Source organism: Pantoea sp. GM01 (assembly GCF_000282675.1).
In the GTDB taxonomy this organism is placed as follows: domain Bacteria; phylum Pseudomonadota; class Gammaproteobacteria; order Enterobacterales; family Enterobacteriaceae; genus Pantoea; species Pantoea nemavictus.
Map to the genome: position 1 here is coordinate 1 of NZ_AKIU01000017.1, position 22,089 is coordinate 22,089.

19 protein-coding genes are annotated in these 22,089 nt (G+C 53.6%); 2 read left to right on the plus strand and 17 right to left on the minus strand.

Going from position 1 to position 22,089, the window contains the following annotated elements; all coding sequences use genetic code 11:
• Positions 1-216 precede the first annotated feature (216 nt).
• Positions 217-1,521, plus strand: coding sequence for an MFS family transporter (locus PMI17_RS03935; protein ID WP_007886361.1), 1,305 nt, complete (start codon positions 217-219; stop codon positions 1,519-1,521).
• Here the strand turns inward: PMI17_RS03935 and PMI17_RS03940 are convergent, their stop codons facing one another.
• The 6 genes from PMI17_RS03940 to trxC form a co-directional block, all read right to left on the minus strand.
• Positions 1,522-1,842: a YfiM family lipoprotein gene (locus tag PMI17_RS03940; RefSeq protein WP_007886363.1), complete on the minus strand. Its 321-nt coding sequence runs from the start codon at positions 1,840-1,842 to the stop codon at positions 1,522-1,524.
• 3 nt (positions 1,843-1,845) lie between these two features.
• A complete protein-coding gene (gene pssA / locus PMI17_RS03945) occupies positions 1,846-3,201 on the minus strand; it encodes a CDP-diacylglycerol--serine O-phosphatidyltransferase (RefSeq protein WP_007886380.1) in 1,356 nt (451 codons plus the stop codon).
• Between the two features lie 116 nt (positions 3,202-3,317).
• A complete protein-coding gene (locus tag PMI17_RS03950; RefSeq protein WP_007886382.1) occupies positions 3,318-5,975 on the minus strand; it encodes a bifunctional acetate--CoA ligase family protein/GNAT family N-acetyltransferase in 2,658 nt (885 codons plus the stop codon).
• A gap of 43 nt (positions 5,976-6,018) precedes the next feature.
• A complete protein-coding gene (locus PMI17_RS03955) occupies positions 6,019-6,789 on the minus strand; it encodes a YaeF family permuted papain-like enzyme (RefSeq protein ID WP_007886384.1) in 771 nt (256 codons plus the stop codon).
• Positions 6,790-6,872: 83 nt separating this feature from the next.
• Positions 6,873-7,565: a tRNA-uridine aminocarboxypropyltransferase gene (locus PMI17_RS03960; RefSeq protein ID WP_007886386.1), complete on the minus strand. Its 693-nt coding sequence runs from the start codon at positions 7,563-7,565 to the stop codon at positions 6,873-6,875.
• A 94-nt stretch (positions 7,566-7,659) separates the two neighbouring features.
• Complete coding sequence (gene trxC, locus PMI17_RS03965; RefSeq protein ID WP_007886387.1) at positions 7,660-8,079, minus strand: thioredoxin TrxC; 420 nt, start codon at positions 8,077-8,079, stop codon at positions 7,660-7,662.
• Between the two features lie 156 nt (positions 8,080-8,235).
• Here trxC and PMI17_RS03970 point away from each other — a divergent pair, with 156 nt between their 5' ends.
• Positions 8,236-9,378 (plus strand): tRNA/rRNA methyltransferase, encoded by a 1,143-nt coding sequence (locus PMI17_RS03970; protein ID WP_007886389.1) that lies wholly within the window; start codon positions 8,236-8,238, stop codon positions 9,376-9,378.
• A 36-nt stretch (positions 9,379-9,414) separates the two neighbouring features.
• On the opposite strand, the gene emrB is transcribed toward PMI17_RS03970, so the two are convergent.
• The 11 genes from emrB to PMI17_RS04025 all read right to left on the minus strand — a co-directional run bounded on the left by emrB (position 9,415) and on the right by PMI17_RS04025 (position 21,952).
• Entirely contained in the window at positions 9,415-10,950 is a 1,536-nt protein-coding gene (gene emrB, locus PMI17_RS03975) for a multidrug efflux MFS transporter permease subunit EmrB (protein ID WP_007886391.1), read from the minus strand.
• 17 nt (positions 10,951-10,967) lie between these two features.
• The gene (emrA, locus tag PMI17_RS03980) at positions 10,968-12,140 is read right to left on the minus strand and encodes a multidrug efflux MFS transporter periplasmic adaptor subunit EmrA (protein ID WP_007886393.1); all 1,173 of its coding nucleotides are present in this window, start codon (positions 12,138-12,140) and stop codon (positions 10,968-10,970) included.
• A 148-nt stretch (positions 12,141-12,288) separates the two neighbouring features.
• Positions 12,289-12,819, minus strand: coding sequence for a transcriptional repressor MprA (gene mprA, locus PMI17_RS03985; protein ID WP_007886395.1), 531 nt, complete (start codon positions 12,817-12,819; stop codon positions 12,289-12,291).
• A gap of 718 nt (positions 12,820-13,537) precedes the next feature.
• Positions 13,538-14,533 (minus strand): glycine betaine/L-proline ABC transporter substrate-binding protein ProX, encoded by a 996-nt coding sequence (proX, locus tag PMI17_RS03990; RefSeq protein ID WP_007886397.1) that lies wholly within the window; start codon positions 14,531-14,533, stop codon positions 13,538-13,540.
• Positions 14,534-14,596: 63 nt separating this feature from the next.
• Positions 14,597-15,781 carry a glycine betaine/L-proline ABC transporter permease ProW gene (gene proW, locus PMI17_RS03995; RefSeq protein WP_007886399.1) on the minus strand — a complete coding sequence of 395 codons (1,185 nt, stop codon included), beginning with the start codon at positions 15,779-15,781 and terminating at the stop codon, positions 14,597-14,599.
• A 2-nt stretch (positions 15,782-15,783) separates the two neighbouring features.
• Positions 15,784-16,974 carry a glycine betaine/L-proline ABC transporter ATP-binding protein ProV gene (gene proV / locus PMI17_RS04000; protein WP_007886409.1) on the minus strand — a complete coding sequence of 397 codons (1,191 nt, stop codon included), beginning with the start codon at positions 16,972-16,974 and terminating at the stop codon, positions 15,784-15,786.
• A gap of 460 nt (positions 16,975-17,434) precedes the next feature.
• Complete coding sequence (gene nrdF / locus PMI17_RS04005; RefSeq protein ID WP_036620205.1) at positions 17,435-18,394, minus strand: class 1b ribonucleoside-diphosphate reductase subunit beta; 960 nt, start codon at positions 18,392-18,394, stop codon at positions 17,435-17,437.
• Positions 18,395-18,402: 8 nt separating this feature from the next.
• Positions 18,403-20,541 carry a class 1b ribonucleoside-diphosphate reductase subunit alpha gene (nrdE, locus tag PMI17_RS04010; RefSeq protein ID WP_007886411.1) on the minus strand — a complete coding sequence of 713 codons (2,139 nt, stop codon included), beginning with the start codon at positions 20,539-20,541 and terminating at the stop codon, positions 18,403-18,405.
• Entirely contained in the window at positions 20,520-20,924 is a 405-nt protein-coding gene (nrdI, locus tag PMI17_RS04015; protein ID WP_007886412.1) for a class Ib ribonucleoside-diphosphate reductase assembly flavoprotein NrdI, read from the minus strand. Before nrdI ends, nrdE begins: the two co-directional genes overlap by 22 nt.
• Before the next feature lie 3 nt (positions 20,925-20,927).
• Positions 20,928-21,170: a glutaredoxin-like protein NrdH gene (nrdH, locus tag PMI17_RS04020; RefSeq protein WP_007886413.1), complete on the minus strand. Its 243-nt coding sequence runs from the start codon at positions 21,168-21,170 to the stop codon at positions 20,928-20,930.
• 461 nt (positions 21,171-21,631) lie between these two features.
• Positions 21,632-21,952: a DUF883 family protein gene (locus PMI17_RS04025; protein WP_007886414.1), complete on the minus strand. Its 321-nt coding sequence runs from the start codon at positions 21,950-21,952 to the stop codon at positions 21,632-21,634.
• Positions 21,953-22,089: the final 137 nt, after the last annotated feature.

Sequence of the window (22,089 nt, forward strand, 5' to 3'; positions counted from 1 at the left end):
AGTTCAGGGCTTTTTTACGTCTTGAGTCCAGTAAATTTTACTAATTGAAGAGCTCATTAGATCCCCGAATTAACTGAAAAACTGAAAGAACTCCTCTGCAAAATTCTCTCCTTGTCACAATTTTCCATCCACAGGCAGCGACAATCCCCGCAAGTAGCAGATAGATGCTTTACTAAATCCTTTGGCGTTAATTCTTCGCAAGGAAAAGAGGTAAGCATGACAAACTCACAACAACAAAAAGTGGCACTATCTGAAGCAGCAGCCGACAGTAAACAGCGCATCTGGGCGATTGTTGGCGCTTCATCCGGCAATTTAGTCGAATGGTTTGATTTCTATGTCTATTCTTTCTTCTCACTCTATTTTGCCCACGTCTTCTTCCCTAGCGGTGATACCACCACGCAACTGCTGCAAACTGCGGGCGTTTTTGCAGCGGGCTTTTTAATGCGTCCGATCGGTGGATGGTTGTTTGGCTACATTGCCGATCGCCACGGCCGTAAAGCCTCAATGTTGATCTCAGTATGCATGATGTGTCTGGGGTCGTTAGTCATCGCCTGTTTACCGGGCTTTAGCGAAATTGGAATAGCCGCCCCAGTCATTCTCCTGCTGGCGCGTATGTTCCAGGGCTTATCGGTTGGTGGCGAGTATGGTACGAGCGCCACCTATATGAGTGAAGTGGCGCTGGAAGGAAGAAAAGGATTTTACGCCTCTTTCCAGTATGTGACGTTAATTGGTGGTCAATTACTGGCAGTGCTGACTGTCGTAGTATTGCAACAAATCCTTAGCGATGAAGAGCTCCGCAACTGGGGCTGGCGTATCCCATTCTTCCTCGGCGCTATCCTGGCTGTCGTTGCACTGTGGTTGCGTCGTTCTCTCAATGAAACATCAGAGAAAAAACACCGAGAACACCGAGATGCCGGCAGTATTATGGGGTTGCTGCGTAATCACTCGCGTGCTTTTCTGATGGTGCTAGGGTTCACTGCAGGCGGTTCGCTCAGCTTCTATACCTTCACCACTTATATGCAAAAATACCTGGTAAATACCGCGGGAATGGACGCCCGCAGCGCCAGTGGCTTAATGACCGGCGCATTATTGGTATTCATGCTAATTCAGCCGATTGTTGGCGCATTGTCAGACAAAATTGGCCGCCGCGCATCAATGATGATTTTTGGCGCTGGCGCAGCAATTTGTACCGTCCCCATTCTGATGCTGCTGCAAAATGTACAGAGCAGTTGGCTGGCATTTGTATTAATTATGCTGGCGCTAATCATTACCAGCTTCTATACCGCCATCAGCGGCATTTTGAAGGCCGAAATGTTCCCGCCAGAAGTCCGCGCACTGGGCGTTGGGCTATCCTATGCGGTCGCGAATGCGATTTTTGGTGGTTCTGCAGAGTACGTGGCACTACTGCTGAAGCGGGAAGGCATTGAAACCAGTTTCTTCTGGTATGTCTCGGCGATGGGAGCATTGGCGTTTCTGGTCTCGCTTATGCTGCATCGAAAAGGGAAGGGGATTGCGCTGTAGTTACTGGCTTAAATTCCAAAGCGCGATACCGCTGGCAGCGCCGGCAACATCCCAGCTAAGATCTTTCCAACTCCAGCCGCTCCCCGTTGAGCGGCTGTCATATAACTCTTTACCCACACCAAAACTTAATGAAATCAGAAAGCCGAAGCGCAAATTTTGCCCACGGCTTTGATGCTGATGTTGAGATATCTCGCTGCCTACTGCGGCCAGCGCCGCAGATGAGAAGAAGTGTTCTGCCTTATCTTTGCCCGTCCAGTTATCCTGCGCAACGTGCGCGCATCCACTACACAGCAAAACCACGCAGAGGATAAGCGCACGCATCGGCTAGAGCAGACGGCTAATCAATCGGTCAATACGGATACGACGCAGGCGGCGAATTAGTTTACGTACCTTAGCTGGATAATCTGAGATGCTTTCCAACTCGCGGAAATGCTGCACCACGGACGTATGCTCACGAATCAACGCCAACTCTTTCTCACGTTGTTCAGCTAACTCATTGCGAGGATCGTGAATCAGCACCGCGTTTTCCAAATCAAGTCGCCACGCGCGTGGATTGAGATTATTACCGGTAATCATCATCCATTCGTCATCAACCCAGATGCCTTTCAGGTGATAACTGTTTTCGCCATCTTTCCACAAGCGCACGGTCAGCTGACCATTATTCACGTAATACTGAAGACGGCTAAGGAAGCGACGCAGGTTAATTTCATAAAGATACGGCAAAGCACCGATAATCTTGAACGGCTGTTCTGGCGGGATATAAAAGTCATTGGCGGTTTTATCGCCGATGATGATCTCCACTTCCTTACCCTGCCGCAGTAAATGAATCAGATTGCGCACCAGAATAGCCGGCAAGTTGAAATAGGGTGTACACAGCGTTAGCTTACGCTCGGCGCAGGGCATCAAATGGAAGATGGTTTTGTTCAGCAGACTGCGTTTACCCAAGCCAACCAGTGGGGTGACGGCAAGGGATTCATTGTCTGCATTGCCCGTGAACTGATAATTAAAGCTGCGCAGCTCCTGACGGAATTGACGCGTTTCGTTCTTTATTTCCGGGCTGGAAGGGCGCTCAGTCTTATCGAGGCGGTTGACCGCATCAGATTCTTTAAGATTTTCGCAGATCCACGCATACATGGTATCGGTCAGCTGCGGATTACGGATCAACTGATAGCGATCATAACGATATTTATCATGCTGATGGAGATAAACATCGTTCAGGCTCGCACCGCTGTAGAGCAGCGTATCATCAATGATGAAACCTTTGAGATGCAGCACGCCGAGCGCTTCACGCGTATTCACCGGAATGCCATAAACCGGGATGGCGATATCGGGATGCTGAGCCGCCATTTCGCAATACCAATCAGCATTGGTCACGCCGCGTGCGGCGCCAATACGACCACGCTGCGCACGATGCCAGTCGACCAGAATGCAGACATCTAACTCTGGACGAGCCTGACGCGCCGCGTACAGCGCCTGCATTATTCCCCGGCCGCCGTCATCATTTTCCAGATACAGCGCCGTGATGCAGATACGCTTTTCTGCCGTGGCTATTTTCGTCAGCAGGGTTTCGCGAAACTCGGCGGGCGAGTAAAGCGTCGTCAGATCCGACACGGATTGTGACAGTTTAGGCAGCTGTGCGAGGTGTTGTTGGTGTTTATTACGTTTAAATTTAGACAACATCACAGTGCACTTCTTCTCTGTTCATTGCATGGCCTTTTGCCATCAAATCATGATCCTAACGTTAAATAATACCATCAACCGGCCTACAGAGCAGGATTTTTACCTTTCTGTACAGGTTAGCTGATGACATCGCTCAGCGGTAAATTCAGGCTGACAATGCCATCATCCAGTTGAATATTCACGCGAAAATTGAGTTTTCGAGCCAGCGTGATCATGCCGGTATTGTGTGGCATGGTGATACCGTTCAATTGTTGCAGGCCATGATCGCGCGTATACCGAATCATCTTCTCCAGCAGGCGCCTGCCCATGCCCAATCCTTTCAGATCAGAACGCACCAGAACGGAAAATTCTGCGTCGATATTATCGGCATCAGAAATCGCACGCGTCACGCCGATAATCTCATCCACGCCGTTGCGCTGGCGGACCGCAACTATGGCCATTTCCCGGTCATAATCGATTTGCGTCATATTCGCCAAATCTTCATGGGTGAACTCATTGATTTCGCTGAAGTAGCGATAGTAAAGATCTTCTTTGGTTACCTGAGCGATAAAGGCGCGCAGTTGCGGTTCATCTTCTGGCAGGATCGGCCGAAACAGGCAAAATTGCCCATCTTTCAACTGCACCTTCTCTTCCAGATGATGGGGATAAGGACGGATCGCCAGGCGTGTTTCGTTATCACCAACAAACGGCGCCAGCTGTAACGTGACATCCAGCAGCGTGAATTCATTGGCCGACGCCAGCAGCGGGTGAATATCCAGTCGCTGAATCTCCGGGCAATCTACCACCAGGTTGGAAACCTGCACCAGCAGCTGGCTAAGTCCGGCGATATCCAGCGGCCTCAACGCACTACGGCTGCGCACTTTGCCGCTTTTCATCGCCTGAATCACCAGATAACGTGCCAGCGTCATATTCAAAGGCGGTAAAGCCACGGCGGCTTGTTTATCCGGCTGCCACTCCACGCCGCCTTCGCCTAGCAGAATGATGGGACCAAACAGCGGATCCTGTTCAACGACCACACGCAATTCCTGGGCGCCGGCACGATTCGCCATACTCTGTACCAGCAGGCCGTCTATATGCGCCTGTGGATGGGTTTCGCGCACGCGATCGAAAATGGCTTCAGCGGCTTGTTCCACTTCCGCAGCGCTTCGCAGATAAAGCATCACGCCTTGCACCTCAGATTTATGCGGAATGTCCGGTGAACGCAGCTTGAGCGCCACTGGATAGCCAATCTGATCGGCGATTTTGCCAGCGGCTGCGCTATCGCTGGCAATCCAGGTCGGCAGCGTTGCTAAACCGTAAGCCTGCAGCACCGGCTGCACTTCATGGGTATCCAGCATGGTGATGCCCTTATCCAGCGCCTGTTGAATCAGCTGGTGCGCTTGCGCGCTGTTCTGCGTCAAACCAAGCGGTAAGGCGGGCGTCTCGCGCAGCTGTTTCTGGTTACGACGGTACTCCACCTGATGCATAAATGCGGTGACGGTACCTTCAGGCGTACGCCAGGTGGGAATGCCGGCTTGCGTAAAGGCGCGCCGCGCAGCCTGTGAGGAGTATTCGCCGCACCAGTTAGTCAGTAGCGTGACCTGCTTGCCACGCGGATGTTTGGCAACCGCAGCGATAATCTGCTCGGCGGTTTCGCTGGAAGGCGATACGGCACTTGGCGCATGAATGATCATCAGCGCATCAAGTTCATGGCTATCCAGCAGCCGTTCAATGCAGGCCACATAACGTGCCGGTGTTGCATCATCTTTTAAGTCGAGCGGATTACCGCGACCGACACCTTCCGGCAGCAGCGCCGCCAGCGCCTGTAACGTCTCATCATTCAGCGTCGCCAGCTTGCCGTTGCGCGCATACAGCTCATCGAGCGCCAGCGCAGCCGGTGCCGCGCCGTTGCTGATAATCATCAGCCGATCGCCGCGTAAGGGGCGCATATGGCTGAGCGACTCTACCGCCGTAAAGAGTTCGTGCGTATCCTGCACGCGCAATAAACCAGCGCGTTGAATCGCCGCATCCCAGGCAGCATCCAATCCGCTACGGGTGCCGATCATCGCCTGCGCCTGATGGCTACGACCACTTTTTATTACCAGAATGGGTTTATTGCGTGAGGCGCTGCGTGAGGCGGAAACAAAGCGGCGCGCATCGCTCAGATGTTCGAGATACAGCAAAATGGCGCTGGTTTTACCGTCGCGCGCGAGGAAATCTAACAGGTCATCGACGTCGATATCCAGGCTGTCACCCAAGGCGATAAACCATGAGAAACCGAGGTTTCGCTGCTGCGCCCAATCCAGGATGGTATTAGAGACCGCAGCCGATTGTGAAATAAAGGCAATACGTCCTTTCGCAATCGGCACCGGTGAGAAGCTGGCATTCAGCCCTTGCCATGGCGCCAGCAAACCCAAGCTGTTCGGGCCGAGCAGGCGGATTTGCCATTGGCTGGCACAGGCTTTCAGCTCTTCCAGCTGACTGGCCGGTGCCGAAAGAATAATGCAGGCTTTGCAGCCTTTTTCACCCAACTGTTGCAGCAGTTCGAGATTACGTTTGGCGTGGGTGCAGATGATGGCGAGATCGGGCGCGAAGGGCAGGCTGGCGATATCGGGCCAGGCCAGCACGCCGCTCACCGCTTTGTACTTCGGCGTCACCGGCAACACCGGACCGCTAAATCCGCCGGCCAGCAGATTACGCATCATAAAGTAGCCGGCGCGCCCCGGTGTAATCGAGGCACCGATTACCGCGATTGATTTAGGTCGTAACAGCGCTTCCAGTCCGCGTTGGCTCATCATCCGCTCCTGCTATCAAGATTGGCATGATTGTAAACGCTTTTTACCGCACTTGCCGATTCGCCGATCGCAGGCCGAGGATCTCTTTTAAATTCCAGCGTTTTAAATGGCCTACATACTGCATATTTTGCTGCGCCTGCCATGCAGAGACATCGCCGTCACGTAAATGCAGTAAATCCGCCGGGCTGACCCAATTGGCCTGCCCCTGCAACAGTTCAATACCCGCGTGACGATAGCCCGCCAATACAAATTCGGAACAGAAGAAGCGATTGGCTTGAGGATCGTCAACATCAGCTAACTGCACGCGGGCCATTGCGGTAAGGCAGGCACTGCGAACCTCTTCATTGACGAGCGGCAGTTCACACAGACGGCGTGACACCATAAACGGCATAAACATTACAATGCCCTTGAAGTTGTATTTTTTGCCTTGCTTTAAATCGGCAAACTCCCGTAAGCGCAGCATCTGCTCGCTAGTCATGCCGGGCACGCGCAGCACCAACAGACTATTGCTTTCATCAATAGCATGATTTAGCGGAATGATTTTAACGCCGCTGCCAACCGCTTCCGCGACCTGTTCATCGCCAAGATAAATCGCTGCATGGCTTACGCCAGTCAGTGTAAACAGGCGAATTCCCCACGATTGTGGTGACGTGGCGGATGAGAGCAACAAATCGCCAGGCATCAAAGCGCTGCTTGAAATCAGTGCGGTTGGGCGGGTGCTGGCAGATTGCAGCTGCGGTGGAAAAGCGCGGTCGGGTTGTGGGGCGGTGCTGCAGCCGGTGAGCAGCAGCATCAGCAGCCAGAAAATTTTCATCGTGCATCCTTTGCATATAAGGCCAACTCCATGGCGATGCGCGACTATAAATCAAACTGGCTGGTTACAAAAGCTGCAAATCCTTAAAGGACATTTTCGAGGCTATGCACGGGATGGTGCGGCTTTCCCGCCAGATAAGCGTGACGGAAGCGTGCGAAATAGTGCTGCAGTTCCGCGGCGGCGGCAAGATCGCCCGTCTGTTCCAGCAGCGCGGCGGCGACTTCTGCAGTGCAGTGCTGACCTTCACCATGGGCTTCACGCAGCGTATAGCGTGATGGAGTGGAGACGTTGAGCGACATCACCGGCAGCGCATCCAGCCACGGGCTTTTGCGAAACATCTTACGCGCCTCCGTCCAGGTACCGTCGAGCATGATAAACAGCGGCGGTTTACCGCTGAGCGGTGGGCGGGTGAGTACTTCACGATCGGCATCAGCATAAGCAGCAGGAAACACGACCAGCGGCTGATAATGCTCATTTTTAACCGCTGCCAGCAATGCTGGATCAAGTTCGGTACGTGACCAGCCAAACGCCTGCGTATCTGGCAGCACATCGGCAATCAGCCTGCCGGTATTGCTTGGCTTCATCGGCTCGGTATCGAACATCACCAGGCAAAAGCGGCTACGCGCTTGCTGTGGCTGGATGGTCGCGCACAGACAATTTTTCTGCGGTAGCAAACAGCGCTGGCAACGTATGACACGATTACCGCGCGCCAGAAACGGGCGCGTAGCGCGTGCTAAACGTTGCGCACGTAAGCGCAGGACGGCATTTTCAAACATAGATTCGCTGGCAGGAGGAAAAACGTCAGTGTAATGGAATTAGAAGGGAAAGGTAATCATAAGGAAGGCCAGCACGCGGCTGGCCATCAGCGATTTACAGCGATTCGTCGAGCCATTCATTGAACGGCGCTTTCGGCATGGCGCCATTCAGCATGTCGACCATCTCGCCGTTCTTGAACAGCATAATGGTAGGAATGCTGCGAATGCGGAAACGCGAGCTCAGCGCCGGTTCCGCTTCCGTGTTTACCTTCACAAAACGCACCTTGCCGCGCCGCTCGTCGGCGACATCTTTAAATACGGGCGCAAAGTTTACGCACGGGCCGCACCACGGTGCCCAGAAGTCGATCACTACCGGCAGATCGTCCTGCAGATATTTATCCAGCGTGGCGGATGTCGCGTTGGCGACTTCACCGTTAAACAGCTCACCGCCGCAACGCCCACATTTTGCTCCATCGGCAATACGCGACTCGGGCACGCGATTAGTTGCCTGACAGGAGGCACAGACTGTATTCATATTTACCTCAACCCGGACCTGTAAATCTGATGATTGCCGGACATTATGAAAAGGTTGAGTGCTATGCTCAATCTGGATTGCCCAATAGGTTCAATAGTTGATAGCTAAGCACCGACACATCAGGTAATCTTCGCGCTCTCAATGCTGGAGGAACAGATGAACGACGAATTTAAAGGCAAAAGCGGCAAGGTAAAAGTGATGTATGTACGTGATGAGGAGGGTGGTCAAAAGCCTAATCCCCGTACCGGCAAAGGCGGCCGTCCTGCTGCGCGCCAGGAAGATAATCGTCGTTCTGGTCCTCGCAGTGCACGTACTAATGAAGAGGGTGGCCGTAGCGGCGCACCGCGTGGCGCACGCAGCGAAGCGGGCGGTCGTGGTTCTGCCCCGCGTGATGCACGTAACAGTGAGCGTGGCCGCAGCTTTGGTCAGCGCGACGATCGTGGTGGCGACAGCCGCAGCTTCGGTGATTCACCGTGGCGTACCGTTTCACGTCCACCCGTGGCTGATGACAGCCAGCTGGATGACGCAGCCAGCAACAAGCCGGTAATCGATCCCGAGCAGATTCGCCGTCAGCGTCAGGAAGAGACGCGCGTATACGGTGAAAATGCGTGTCAGGCGCTGTTCCTGAGCCGTCCGGAAAGCATCGTGCGCGCCTGGTTTGTGCAGAGCGTAACGCCGCGTTTCCGTGAAACCCTACGTTGGCTGGCGGCCAACCGTAAAGCCTATCACGTAGTGGAAGATGCCGAGCTGACCAAAGCTTCAGGTACTGAACACCACGGCGGCGTGTGCTTCATCATTAAAAAACGTATGGGCATGCCGGTTACTGAGTGGCTGACAAAGGCATCGACCAAAGATTGCGTGCTGGCACTGGAAGATGTCAGCAACCCGCACAACCTCGGCGGCATTATGCGTAGCTGCGCGCACTTCGGTGTGAAAGGTTTGCTGGTGAATGATGCTTCGCTGCTGGAATCGGGTGCGGCAGTTCGTACCGCCGAAGGTGGCGCTGAGCACGTACAGGCGATCAGCGGCGAAAGCTTTGCTGATGGCCTGGAAGCGTTCCGTAAAGCGGGTTACACCATCGTTACCACCTCCAGTCACGAAGGTACGCCATTAGCGAAAGCTGAACTGCCGGCTAAAATGGTGCTGGTATTAGGCCAGGAGAGTGAAGGTCTGTCCGACAGCGCTTTCCAGCAGGGTGATCTCAGCCTGTCAATCGGCGGTACTGGCAACGTGGAAAGCCTCAACGTGTCAGTGGCAACCGGTATTCTGCTCGCCGAATGGTGGCGTCAGAACGCATAAAAAAACGGGCCGCAAGGCCCGTTTTTGTTTTATCGCTTAGTGCGCACCGCCGCCGCCACTGCCGGCACCGAAGGGGGGACGCGCAAACCACACCAGCACCAGCAAGATCAAGAACACACCCGCCGACGCCCAGAAGATCTCATTCGCCGAGATAATCAGCCCCTGATTGGTAATTTGCTGTGCGATATACGCCGATGCCTGCTGCTGGGTCATCCCCATGCTTTCCAGTTGGTCGTACATCTGCTGTGAATTGACGTTGTACGGATTCACCGACTCCGACAAATAGCTATGATGCATCGATTCCCGATTACTCCACATGGTGGTGGTGATCGAGGTGCCGATAGAACCGGCCAATGTACGCACGAAGTTCGACAGGCTTGATGCTGCCGCCATGCGCTCCGGCGGTAAGCCCGACAGCGTAATGGTGGTCAATGGCATAAAGAAGCACGCCACCGCAAAGCCCTGAATAAACTGCGGCCACGCCGATGCGCCAAAATCCATGCCCGGCTCAAACGTGTAGGCGCGCCAGTAGAAACAGACGGCATACATGATAAAGCTGAAGGTCACCAGCTTACGCATGTCCAGCTTATGTGCGAAGCGACCAATAATCGGCGACAGGATTACCGGCAGAATACCTACCGGCGCTGACGCCAATCCGGCCCAGGTGGCGGTGTAGCCATATACCTCCTGCAACAGCTGCGGCAGTAATACTATCGAGCCGAAGTAGAGCATATACGCCAGACTTATCGACAAACAGCCAATGGTGAAGTTGCGCATTTTGAACAGCGACAAATCGACTATCGGGTGATCGTCGGTCAGCTCCCACACCAGCAGCACCAGTAGCGCCACTACGGCGACCACCATGAGCACAATGATTTCGGTGGAGCTGAACCAGTCGAGTTCTTTACCGCGATCGAGCATCACCTGCAGCGAGCCAATCCCGACGACCAGCAGCACCAGGCCGACCATATCGATCGGACGGATCTCGGTTTTGGTCTCACGTCCGCGCAAAGTTTGCAGCGTCAGTAACACCACGACCAAACCAATGGGTACGTTGATAAAGAAGATCCAGCCCCAGTGATAGTTATCGCTGATCCAGCCGCCGAGAATCGGACCGCAGATCGGCGCCACGATCACCGTCATCGCCCATAGCGACAGCGCCACACTGCGCTTTGCCGGTGGATAGTTATTGAGCAACAAACTCTGCGACAGCGGAATCAACGGACCTGCGACCACACCCTGAATGACGCGGAAGAAGATCAGCATCTCCAGGCTTTCGGACATGCCGCAAGCCCAGGATGCCAGCACAAACAGGATAGTCGACCAGGTAAACAGCTTCACTTCACCGATGCGTTTCGCCAGCCAGCCGGTGATGGGGATCGAGATGGCATTCGCCACCCCGAAAGAGGTAATCACCCACGTGCCTTGTGAGTTCGAGGCACCGAGGTTACCGGCGATGGTCGGAATCGCCACGTTAGCGATGGTGGAGTCGAGTACCTGCATAAACGTCGCCAGCGACAGGGCGATGGTCATCAGGACTAACGGCGCACCTTCAAGCGGTTTTTGTGCCACAACAGCCTCCCACGGCGTTAGTCAGCGTTGGCACGAACGATGTCAGTAATCAGCTGGTTAACCGGCGCAAGGTCGATTGCCAACGCATTACTTTCGTAGGCGGCCTGCGGACGCACCACACTCGCCAGCGTTGCCCCCTCTTTGTTCTGCGTATCAACTTTCACCAGCGTGGAGAGGCCGATACGCAGCGGATGCTCGGCAACCTGTTTCGGATCCAGTTCGATACGCACTGGCAGACGCTGCACGACTTTGATCCAGTTACCGGTGGCGTTCTGTGCCGGCAGCAGCGAGAAGGCGCTACCGGTACCCATATCCAGTCCAACCACTTTGCCGTGATACTCCACGTCATCCCCGTAAATATCACTTACCACCGTGGCGGATTGACCGATACGTACGCCAGAAAGCTGAGTCTCTTTGAAGTTGGCATCAATCCAAAGGTTGGTGGCTGGAACCACCGCCAACAGCGGTGTGGTGGTGGAAATTTGTGACCCCACCTGAACGCTACGACGTGAAATGAAGCCATCAATCGGGCTACGGATGTCGGTGCGCTGCAGCGCCAGCCAGGCATCACGTAGTTCAGCTGCGCTCTGTTGAACTGCAGGCTGATTTTCCAGCGATGTGTTGAGAATCATCGCCTGATTAGCATTGTATTGCTGAACGGCGACATCCAACTGTGCTTTCGCGGTGGCGACGGCATCACGCGAGTGTTGCAGCTCTTCGCGGCCAATCAGGTTTGAGGCACCCAGCGGCTCGCGGCGTTTCAGGTCAGCTTCAGCCTGATCCAGCGCGGTTTGCTGCAGCTTGATCGTGGCTTGATACTGCTTACCATTGATCATCAGCTGGTGGGTTTGACGCACGCTGGTGGCCAATGCGGTCTGCGCTTTTTCAAACGCCTGCTGCGCATCGGTTTTATCCAGCGAAACCAACACGTCACCTTTTTTGACCCTGTCAGTATTATCAAACCAAACTTTATTTACGCTGCCAGAAACCTGTGCCATCACCTGCACCTGGTTACCCGCCACATACGCATCATCGGTTTCCTGGAAGTGGCGCAGCACCAAATACCAGTAAGCCAGATACGAAACACCAATAATGACAAACACGATAGCCAGCAGGATCAGCACACCTTTGCGCTTCTTCTTTTTATTTGCTGGCTGTTGCGGGCTTTGAGCTTCCGCTGTCGCACTCATGTTGTTCTCCACGTTTTCCATTTAGTCGGGATGTGTTGATCCATCAACACGGTTGCCCGAGTCGAAAAAGCCAGCGCTTAAGCGCTGGCCGGATAAAAGGGGATTAAAATAGCGATTTCGGAAGGTGATTGTGTCGCACTTCTTGCTATTAACGTGACAGGGAGGCGATAACCTGATCTTCGTCCATTTTATCGAGACGGTTAAGTAACTTACGGGTGATGGTTTCCAGCTGATCCTGCTCATTAGTGGAGAGCGAAGACCACAAATATTGCAGGCTCTGATGCTGTGGTGGCAGCAGCTGGCGCAAGAATTCGTTGCCTTTTTCAGTCAGGTGCAGATGCAGGCAGCGGCGATCGTTCTCGCTTTCACGGCGTTCAATCCAGCCGCGCTTCTCCAGCTCATCGGCGATACGCGTTGCGTTAGTGCGTGAGGAGCCCAATGCAGAACTCAATTCTGATGGCTGGATGCTCTGATTTTCCTGGGCATCAAGGGTGATCAGCGCCATGAATAAGGTCTCGTTAATTCCCTGCGCCTTCAACATTTTGTTGCGATTATCCAGCAGTTTTCCCTGCATGTGCATGCACAGGCGGGTCAGAATGATCTCCTGCAGCGGAAAATCTTTATGGCGGTTAGCACGGATGTTTAGCATCTGTTCAATGGGAGTAAACGAACTTTCCATTTTTAAAAAAACCTCTTAGTTGCAACTGGTATAGTAATGATGGTGACAGATAAAGCGTAGTCATATTTTCCGCAGGTGATTGTTCGCACGATCACATTGTCAACATCTGACATTCCAGGTTGTTCCTTAACCCTGGGCATTTCGCCCTGACATCCCGCCTGAAAACCTGCGCGGCCGATGCCATCAATTCATCCCGGGAAACCTTTTTACAGATAAATAATTTCGCGAGAAAAAATAACTCTGGTGAATAACTGCGCTGCTAACCATAACAAAGCCAATCATCAATGAACAGTATTGCTCACCAGTTTGGCCTGACCTTTACGATTTCTAAACACTTTTGCAGCGCATCTTGCCTAGGTAAATCAATGCTTTGATTAACATTATCTTAACAACGCTCGCGCCATAGGAATACCAGCCATAATGATGGAATTCGATCGCCAAACGGGAAGCATTCAGAGCGTGAGGATGAGAGAGATAATCATTTGAGGGTAATAATAACCCAAAAAATTATTTCATTGGTGTGTTAATTAACAGGACGTACCAGTACGCTATAGCGCACGCTTCGCTTATCGAGAGGTTATTCAAGGGAAGGAAAGGGCGAGTCAGGAACCTGCTGTAGCGGTGCAATCTCATGCGCTTGTGGCCAGGGTGCCATGGGTAGGATGAAAAACGGCGCGATAAATCGCGCCGCTACAATACTAACGCTAATGTAATGCGGTTACTTAGCTGCCGCTATTGCATCCTGAATCCATTTATCAAATTCCGCCTGATGGCCTTTAATCCAGCCGTCGACGTGTCCGTTGATGTCGGCTTCAGAAGCATGACCGGCATGCATCGCCGCGTTTTCGGCGTTGATGTCACCAATGGGCAGCTTCATCTCAGCAAACAGCTTCGCCGCGGCCGGGTTCTTCTCGGTCCAGGCTTTGTTCGCCACAATATGCATGGTGTTCACCGGGAAGCCGTAGTTGGCGCCATTTGCCAGCTTGGTATCAACTTTGCTCTGCTCGCCTGGCAGAGAAGAGAACGGCACCTGCAGCCACACCACATCTTTACCCGGCTTCAGCACGTCGCTCACCCAATAAGGCGTCCAGGTGTAATAGAACACCGGTTTGCCCTGCTTAAAGCGTGTGATGGTATCGGCGATCATCGCCGAGTAGTTGCCTTGATTATGCTCTACGGTGTTGCTCAGCTTATAAGCATCAATCTGATGGTTAATCACCGCTTCACAGCCCCAGCCTGGCGTACAGCCGGTCAAATCGGCTTTACCATCGCCATTGGTATCAAACAGTTTGGCGATCTTCGGATCTTTCAGCTGCTCGATATTGGTGATGTGATATTGCTCAGCGGTTTTCTTATCAATGAGATAACCCTGTGCGGCGCCACCGACGTAGGTGCCCTGGCGATAAAATTTCGCATCGCCGCCCGCAGCTTTATACATGTCGTCGTGCAGCGGTTTCCAGTTGGTGGCAATAAAAGTGGCATCGCCAGCAGCGATGGTGGTGTACGCCACGTTGTAATCAATCTCGCTTGGCTTCTCGACGGTATAGCCGAGTTTCTCCAGCGCGCGGCTCACCAGCAGCGTCTGGAAGGTCTCTTCAGAAATGGTGCTCTGAGTCGGTTTAACGGTGATGCCTTTACCGGGCAGGTCGGCGGCGGACACGTGCGTCGCGGCGAACGTCGTCAGGACGGCAGCAATTAGAGCTGTCTTGCGCATAGTCATTCCTTATTTTACGTGTTACGTCGGAGACGAGCGGCCCCAGCGGACCGCTCATTAAAATCAGGCTTTTTTACTGAAAGGGCGGAGCAGTAAACCCAGCGGGCCCGTGCTGTACCAGTGGCGGCTGCCACGGCTGCGGCTGTCGCGGCCCATCGACTGCGTCAGGCGATCGAGGATGATGGCGAGGATAACAATGCCTACGCCGCCCACGGTGGCGAGCCCCATATCGAGGCGACCAATACCGCGCAGTACCATCTGGCCGAGGCCACCAACGGCAATCATTGAAGCGATCACCACCATCGACAGTGCCAGCATCAGCGTCTGGTTTACGCCGGCCATGATGGTCGGCATTGCCAACGGCAGCTGCACTTTAAACAGCATCTGACGCGGGCTGGCACCGAAGGATTCACTTGCTTCGATCAGATCAGCAGGCACCTGCTTGATGCCGAGAATGGTCAAACGCACAATCGGCGGCAGCGCAAAGATAATGGTCACCACTACGCCCGGTACGTTGCCAATACCAAACAGCATCACGATCGGCACCAGATAAACGAAGGCCGGAGTGGTCTGCATTGCATCCAGCAGCGGACGGATAATGCGTGCGGCACGTTCGCTGCGCGCCAGCCAGATGCCGAGCGGCAAGCCGATCACAATGCAGAAGAACAGGGCGGTAAGCACCAATGCCAGCGTCACCATCGCCTGCGACCAGGCACCGATCGCGCCAATCGCAATCAATGAGATCAGCGTAGCAATCCCCATCGCTGGACTGGCAATTTGCCAGGCAATCAGCGCAAACACCACAATTGCCACCGGCGCAGGCATGCCGAGCAGTAACTGCTGAAAGGCGCTGAGGATGTAATCCACCGGCACACGAATGCCCTGGAATACCGGACGGAAATGGCTCACCACCCAATCGATGCCTTCGGTCACCCAGCTGTCGAGCGGAATCCAGGTTTTATGGAACGGGTCCATGATGTTGAAATGTTCAGGTGCGGGAGCGGGTGCGCTGCTGAGCCAGTCGCTGCTGCTGGCGGCATTGCTGGCGGCGTCATGGCCACCGCTGCTGGCCGCGGAGGGATCGCCCCACGCATCGGCCGAGCCGCTAGCCGAACCGCTATCAGCCGGTGCAGCACTGCCGCTTGCCCAGGGATCGCTGCTGCTGGCGGCGGCGCTGGTATCGGAGGTGGCCGGTTGCTGGGTAGTTTGGCTGGCACTTTCCCACGGATTAGATGTTTGTTCACTCATGATTAGGCTCCTTCACGATCTAAAGCGCGCAACAGCATGCTTTTCGAAATGATACCGACGTACTGATTCTCTTCACTGACCACCGGCACGGCGCAGGGCGCTTGTGCCACATGGGAGAGCAGATCGTTCAGCGAGGTATCGGCAGGAACCGCTAACGGCGTCTCCAGCAGCGCGCTATCCAGCCCTTCACCGGCTGCCAGCGCAGCTTTCAGCGAATCGGTGGACACCACGCCGACAAACTTCTGTTTCTCCAGCACATAGCCATATTCACGATCTTCATCCTGCAACAGCTTGATGGCCGATCGCGGACCAAAACCGGCGGCTTTACGAATCAGCGAGCCCGCACTGCGACGGGCAATATCTTTGGCGCTAAATACATGGCTGATATCGACGCCACGGAAGAAGGTGCGTACATAATCGTTGGCGGGATTATTAAGGATTTCATCCGGCGTGCCGACCTGTACGACTTCGCCACCTTGCATAATGGCAATGCGATCGCCAATACGCATCGCTTCATCGAGGTCATGAGAAATAAATACGATGGTACGCTGATGCTTAGCCTGCAGTTTTACCAGCTCATCCTGCATTTCAGTACGAATCAGCGGATCGAGTGCTGAGAAGGCTTCATCCATCAGTAAAATATCGGGATTAATAGCCAACGCGCGGGCTAATCCAACGCGCTGACGCATACCGCCAGAAAGTTCATCCGGATAGGAGTGGGCATAATTATCCAGGCCAACCTGACGCAGCGCTTCCAGCGCTTTTTCCTGACGCTCCTGCAACGGCACGTTGGCTAATTCCATGCCAAAGGCGGCATTATTTAGTACCGTCATGTGCGGCATTAACGCGAAGGATTGAAATACCATGCTGATCTTATTTCTGCGGACGTCACGCAGTTCTGAATCCGATATTTTAGCAATATCGACACCGTCTATGATTACCTGGCCGCGGGTGGGCTCGATCAGACGATTGAGAAGGCGAACCATGGTGGACTTACCTGAACCTGAAAGCCCCATGATGACGAAGATCTCGCCTTCTTCAATGGCCAGACTGGCATTCTTGACGCCGACAGAGAGACCGGTTTTCGCCAGAATACTCTCTTTGCTTTCGCCTTTATCAATCAGCTTAAATGCCTTTTCGGGATTATCCCCAAATACTTTATATAAATTCTTTACTTCGAGTTTAATTGCCATGCAGTAATTAATTTCCCGGTTAAATGTTTAACTATTTCTTGTTGTGGTCCTGATTAAATTTAAGCGCCCTATACCCTAGCATAGTGAAATTATCTGACAACCCTGAATGGCGATATTCGCCGATGCGCGCCTGCACGAATAGCTAAAATCTCCAGTGCTCACAAGGGATGCGCGTGGATTAATTTTTTGCGTTTGATAAGTGAATTTATGCGTGTTTCGGTCTGTTTCTGGTACAGAGTGGCCGAAAATCAATCCGAAATGAAGAAATATAAGTGAAATAAATGACTAAAATGAGAGGAAATAAAGTTGGGTGTTAAAAATATTTATCCCTGTATTAATACGCTAAATAATTCGCGTCACAGCAAGGCGACAAGCCCGCTCGACCCAGGAGCATAGTTCACTATGTGACTGGGAAGAGTGGGCGCAGTCAACGCAACTGTGGTGCGAAGTATGACGCGTATTAAAAGTTCCAGTCTTCGTCTTCGGTCTCTACTGCTTTCCCCATAACGTAAGAGGAGCCGGAACCTGAGAAGAAGTCGTGGTTTTCATCGGCGTTGGGCGATAGCGCGGACAAAATCGCCGGATTCACCGAGGTCAGCTCCGCCGGGAACAGCGCTTCGTAGCCGAGGTTCATCAGCGCTTTGTTGGCGTTGTAGTGCAGGAAGGTTTTTACCTCTTCCGCCCAGCCCACTTCGCCGTACAAGGCTTCGGTATACACCACTTCGTTTTCGTACAGCGCCAGCAGTAAATCAATCGCGAACTGCTGCAGCTCTTCGCGGCGGCCTGCATCGACGTTTTCCAGCGCTTTTTGGTACTTGTAGCCGATGTAATAGCCGTGCACTGCTTCGTCACGGATGATCAGACGAATCAGGTCGGCGGTGTTGGTGAGCTTGCCTCGGCTCGACCAATACATCGGTAGCCAGAAACCGGAGTAGAACAGGAACGATTCGAGGAACACGCTGGCGATTTTTTTCTTCAGCGGATCTTCGGCGCGATAGTGCTCCAGCACAATCTTCGCCTTGTTTTGCAGTGCTTCGTTCTCTTCGCTCCAGCGATAGGCCGCATCGACATCCGCGGTATTACACAGCGTGGAGAAAATCGAACTGTACGAGCGCGCATGCACCGCTTCCATAAAGGAGATGTTCGATAGCACCGCCTCTTCGTGTGGCGTAATGGCATCTTCCATCAGGCCCGGGGCGCCGATCACGTTCTGGATGGTGTCGAGCAGCGTCAAGCCGGTAAATACCCGAATCGTCAGCTGCTGCTGCTGGTGGTCCAGCGACTGCCAGGCAGGCAGATCGTTGGAGAGCGGCACTTTTTCCGGCAGCCAGAAGTTGCTGGTCAGACGGTTCCACACTTCGAGGTCTTTCTCATCCTGGATGCGGTTCCAGTTAATCGCTTGAATTTGTTTTAGTTGCATAGTTTTCATCACAGTGAGCAGGAGACGCAGCCCTGTACCTCGGTGCCTTGCAGCGCCATCTGGCGCAGACGAATGTAATAGAGCGTTTTGATGCCTTTCTTCCACGCGTAAATCTGCGCTTTGTTGATATCGCGCGTAGTAACATCGTCGCGGAAGAACAGCGTCAATGACAGGCCTTGATCAACGTGCTGCGTGGCTTCGGCGTAGGTATCAATAATCGCTTCCGGACCAATCGAGTACGCATCCTGATAGAGGTCGAGATTGTCGTTGGTCATAAACGGCGCCGGATAATAGACGCGGCCGGTTTTGCCCTCTTTACGAATCTCAATGCGCGACACGATCGGGTGAATGCTTGAAGTGGCGTGGTTGATGTACGAGATCGAACCGGTTGGCGGAATCGCCTGCAGATTCTGGTTGTATAACCCATGCTGCATTACCGCTTCGCGCAGCGCTTGCCAGTCGGCCTGCGTCGGCAGAGCAATCCCGGCATCGGCAAACAGTTGTGCCACACGCGCGGTGCGTGGCTGCCAGGCTTGCTCGACATACTTATCGAAATATTTGCCACTGGCGTATTGTGACTCGGCGAAACCGTCGAAACTTGTCTGATGCTCCTGCGCCAGCAGATTCGAGGTGCGCACAGCGTAGTAGGTGACGCAGTAGAAGTAGAGATTGGTGAAGTCCAGTGCTTCTTCTGAACCGTACGCCATGCCTTCGCGCGCCAGATAGCCGTGCAGGTTCATTTGACCGAGGCCGATAGCGTGCGAACGACGATTACCTTCCGCCACCGATGGCACCGAGTTAATTTCACTCATCTCCGAGACGGCGGTCAGCGCGCGCACCGCGGTTTCCACGGTCTGCGCCAGATTGCGTGAATCCATGGCATGCGCAATGTTGAGTGAGCCGAGGTTGCAGGAGATATCCTTGCCAACGCGGCGATAGCTGAGATCGTCATAGAACTCGCTGGCGCTGTTGACCTGCAAAATCTCGGAGCACAGGTTGCTCATGTTGATGCGGCCAGCAATCGGGTTGCTGCGGTTAACGCTATCCTCGAACATGATGTACGGATAGCCCGATTCAAACTGAATCTCCGCCAGCGTCTGGAAGAAGTCGCGCGGCTTGATGTAGGTTTTAGTGATGCGATCGTCCGCCAGCATCTCGTCGTAATGCTCGCTAATGCTGATATCACCAAACGCTTTGCCGTAAATGCGCTCGACATCGTAGGGCGAGAACAGCGCCATATCGCGATTCTCTTTCGCCAGCTGGAAGGTGATATCCGGGATCACCACGCCAAGCGATAGCGTTTTAATGCGGATTTTCTCGTCGGCATTTTCGCGTTTGGTATCGAGGAAGCGGAAAATATCCGGGTGATGCGCATTCAGCCACACCGCGCCCGCGCCCTGACGCGCACCAAGTTGATTAGCGTAGGAAAACGCATCTTCCAGCATCTTCATTACCGGAATCACACCGGACGATTGGTTCTCAATGCGCTTAATCGGCGCACCCGATTCACGCAGGTTGGAGAGCAGGAAAGCCACGCCGCCACCGCGTTTTGACAGCTGTAACGCTGAGTTCACCGCGCGACCAATTGATTCCATATTGTCTTCGATGCGCAGCAGGAAGCAGGAGACCAGCTCGCCGCGCTGCTGCTTACCGCAGTTGAGGAAGGTTGGCGTAGCGGGCTGGAAGCGGCCGCTAAGCATCTCTGCCAGCAATTCACGCGCTAAGCTTTCATTGCCGCGTGCCAGCGTCAGCGCCACCATGCAGGCGCGCTGTTCGAACGTTTCCAGATAGCGTTTGCCATCGAAGGTTTTCAGCGTATAGCTGGTGTAAAACTTCCACGCCCCCAGGAAGGTGTGAAAACGAAAACCCGCAGCGTCGGCGTCGTCATGCAGCTGACACAGGAAATCGAATGGGTACTGATTCAGCACATCGGCTTCGTAGTAGCCTTCGGCCACCAGATAGCGCAGGCGCTCGCCCGCCGAGGCAAACTGCACGGTGTTGGGCTGCACATGTTGCAGGAAGAACTGGCGCGTAGCTTCGTGATCTTTGCTGAACTGAATACGGCCATCGGCGTCGTACAGGTTCAGCATTGCGTTCAGCGCGTGATAGTCCAGCTGCGTGCTGTTCAGGGTGTCTGTCGTTGCCAAAATTGGGTCACTCCCGCTTTTACATTAGCGATATCGTCGGGGGTTCCCATTAGCTCAAAGCGGTAGAGATAGGGAACCTGACATTTCTGCGCAATGATGTCGCCCGCCAGGCAATAGCCTTCACCGAAGTTGCGGTTACCGGCAGCAATCACCCCGCGAATCCCGCGTCGGTTGGCATCATCATTGAGGAATTGAATCACTTGTCTCGGCACCGCACCGCGCGAACTGCCGCCGCCGTAGCTCGGCACCACTAAAATGTAGGGTTGTTCGATATGCAGGCGCTGCGTGCCGTCAACCGGAATGCGGCGGGCAGGCAGCCCAAGACGAGTGATGAATCGGTGCGTGTTTTCCGACTGGCTAGAGAAATAGACCAGTGGAAACATGGCTTATCCCCCGACCGCTGCGAGCTGGCGCAGGCCGGCGATTTTGTCGGGGCGGAAACCACTCCAGTGATCGTCTTGCGTCATCACCACCGGCACCTGGCGATAGCCAAGGGATTTGAGGTTGTCGATGGCTTCAGGTTGGCTATCCAGGTTAATCAGCTGGTAGTCGATACCTTTGCGGTCCATGGCATTTTTTGTCGCATTGCACTGGACACAGTTGTCTTTGGTGTAAATAATAATGCGCATGATTCGTATTTCCCTTTGATTGCGGTCAGATTGCGAGATACGAAGCAAAATCCGGTTTGCATCGAACTTCGTCCTTGACGACATTTGGTAGCTGGTTGATGGGTTGAATACTAGATGTAGTGCTTCTGGTGGTCAAGCCCACCAGATATAGGGTTTTGTGATTTTGAACGTCGGATAATTGCTAAGGCCAGAGATCATGCGCCTTCCAGGCCGGAAAAATTTTTTGTAAAGGGATTGAGGGGGGAGATTAGGTTGAATTTTGTGCGATTCGGCCCTCACCCTAACCCTCTCCCGCAAGCGGGCGAGGGGATAGTTAGGTGGTACTCAATAGTTTTTTTACGCAGCGCGATCGGCTCCTTCTCCCGCTTGCGGGAGAAGGTTGGGATGAGGGACAGCGCGCACAGATCGCACCCACAAAAAAGCCCCGCACAAGGCGAGGCTGTTTGCATGCAATGACACGCTTATCGGCGAGAAGACACCAACAGCGCGCCGAGCACCAGACCTACCGCAGCACCAACACCAACGCCGTGCCACGGTTTGTCATGCACATAAGCATCAACCTGAGTACCCGCATCACGTGCCGCTTGTGACACGCGACTCTGACCGCCGCTCAGTTTGGCACGCGTCTGTTTCAGCAGCGCCTGCGCCTGGCTGCGTGCACTATCAACCTCGTCTTTGGCTTCACTGCCATAAGATTTAAGTAACGCCTCTAGCGAATCGGCCAGTTCGTTTACATCCTGATTGATATCAATGTCATCGTTTTTTACGCTTCGATTAAACATTTTTTAGCTCCCTTTGATTTAAAACGTAATACTCAGTGTAGACGAAGCGTGATTAAACGCAGGGATGTGCCAGGCTTTAGGGAAAATTCCGAATGCCCATGCCATCCTGCTGTTGTAAGGTTGCGGGGCTGTGAGAA

Excerpts from the sequence above, each read along its gene's own strand:
- emrA (WP_007886393.1), bottom strand. The coding sequence starts at position 12,140 with ATGAGTGCGACAGCGGAAGCTCAAAGCCCGCAACAGCCAGCAAATAAA.
- PMI17_RS03960 (WP_007886386.1), bottom strand. The coding sequence starts at position 7,565 with ATGTTTGAAAATGCCGTCCTGCGCTTACGTGCGCAACGTTTAGCACGC.
- PMI17_RS03970 (WP_007886389.1), top strand. The coding sequence starts at position 8,236 with ATGAACGACGAATTTAAAGGCAAAAGCGGCAAGGTAAAAGTGATGTAT.
- PMI17_RS03940 (WP_007886363.1), bottom strand. The coding sequence starts at position 1,842 with ATGCGTGCGCTTATCCTCTGCGTGGTTTTGCTGTGTAGTGGATGCGCG.
- PMI17_RS03950 (WP_007886382.1), bottom strand. The coding sequence starts at position 5,975 with ATGAGCCAACGCGGACTGGAAGCGCTGTTACGACCTAAATCAATCGCG.
- mprA (WP_007886395.1), bottom strand. The coding sequence starts at position 12,819 with ATGGAAAGTTCGTTTACTCCCATTGAACAGATGCTAAACATCCGTGCT.
- pssA (WP_007886380.1), bottom strand. The coding sequence starts at position 3,201 with ATGTTGTCTAAATTTAAACGTAATAAACACCAACAACACCTCGCACAG.
- proX (WP_007886397.1), bottom strand. The coding sequence starts at position 14,533 with ATGCGCAAGACAGCTCTAATTGCTGCCGTCCTGACGACGTTCGCCGCG.
- nrdI (WP_007886412.1), bottom strand. The coding sequence starts at position 20,924 with ATGTTTCCACTGGTCTATTTCTCTAGCCAGTCGGAAAACACGCACCGA.
- PMI17_RS03955 (WP_007886384.1), bottom strand. The coding sequence starts at position 6,789 with ATGAAAATTTTCTGGCTGCTGATGCTGCTGCTCACCGGCTGCAGCACC.
- proW (WP_007886399.1), bottom strand. The coding sequence starts at position 15,781 with ATGAGTGAACAAACATCTAATCCGTGGGAAAGTGCCAGCCAAACTACC.
- trxC (WP_007886387.1), bottom strand. The coding sequence starts at position 8,079 with ATGAATACAGTCTGTGCCTCCTGTCAGGCAACTAATCGCGTGCCCGAG.
- nrdH (WP_007886413.1), bottom strand. The coding sequence starts at position 21,170 with ATGCGCATTATTATTTACACCAAAGACAACTGTGTCCAGTGCAATGCG.
- PMI17_RS03935 (WP_007886361.1), top strand. The coding sequence starts at position 217 with ATGACAAACTCACAACAACAAAAAGTGGCACTATCTGAAGCAGCAGCC.
- nrdF (WP_036620205.1), bottom strand. The coding sequence starts at position 18,394 with ATGCAACTAAAACAAATTCAAGCGATTAACTGGAACCGCATCCAGGAT.
- proV (WP_007886409.1), bottom strand. The coding sequence starts at position 16,974 with ATGGCAATTAAACTCGAAGTAAAGAATTTATATAAAGTATTTGGGGAT.
- PMI17_RS04025 (WP_007886414.1), bottom strand. The coding sequence starts at position 21,952 with ATGTTTAATCGAAGCGTAAAAAACGATGACATTGATATCAATCAGGAT.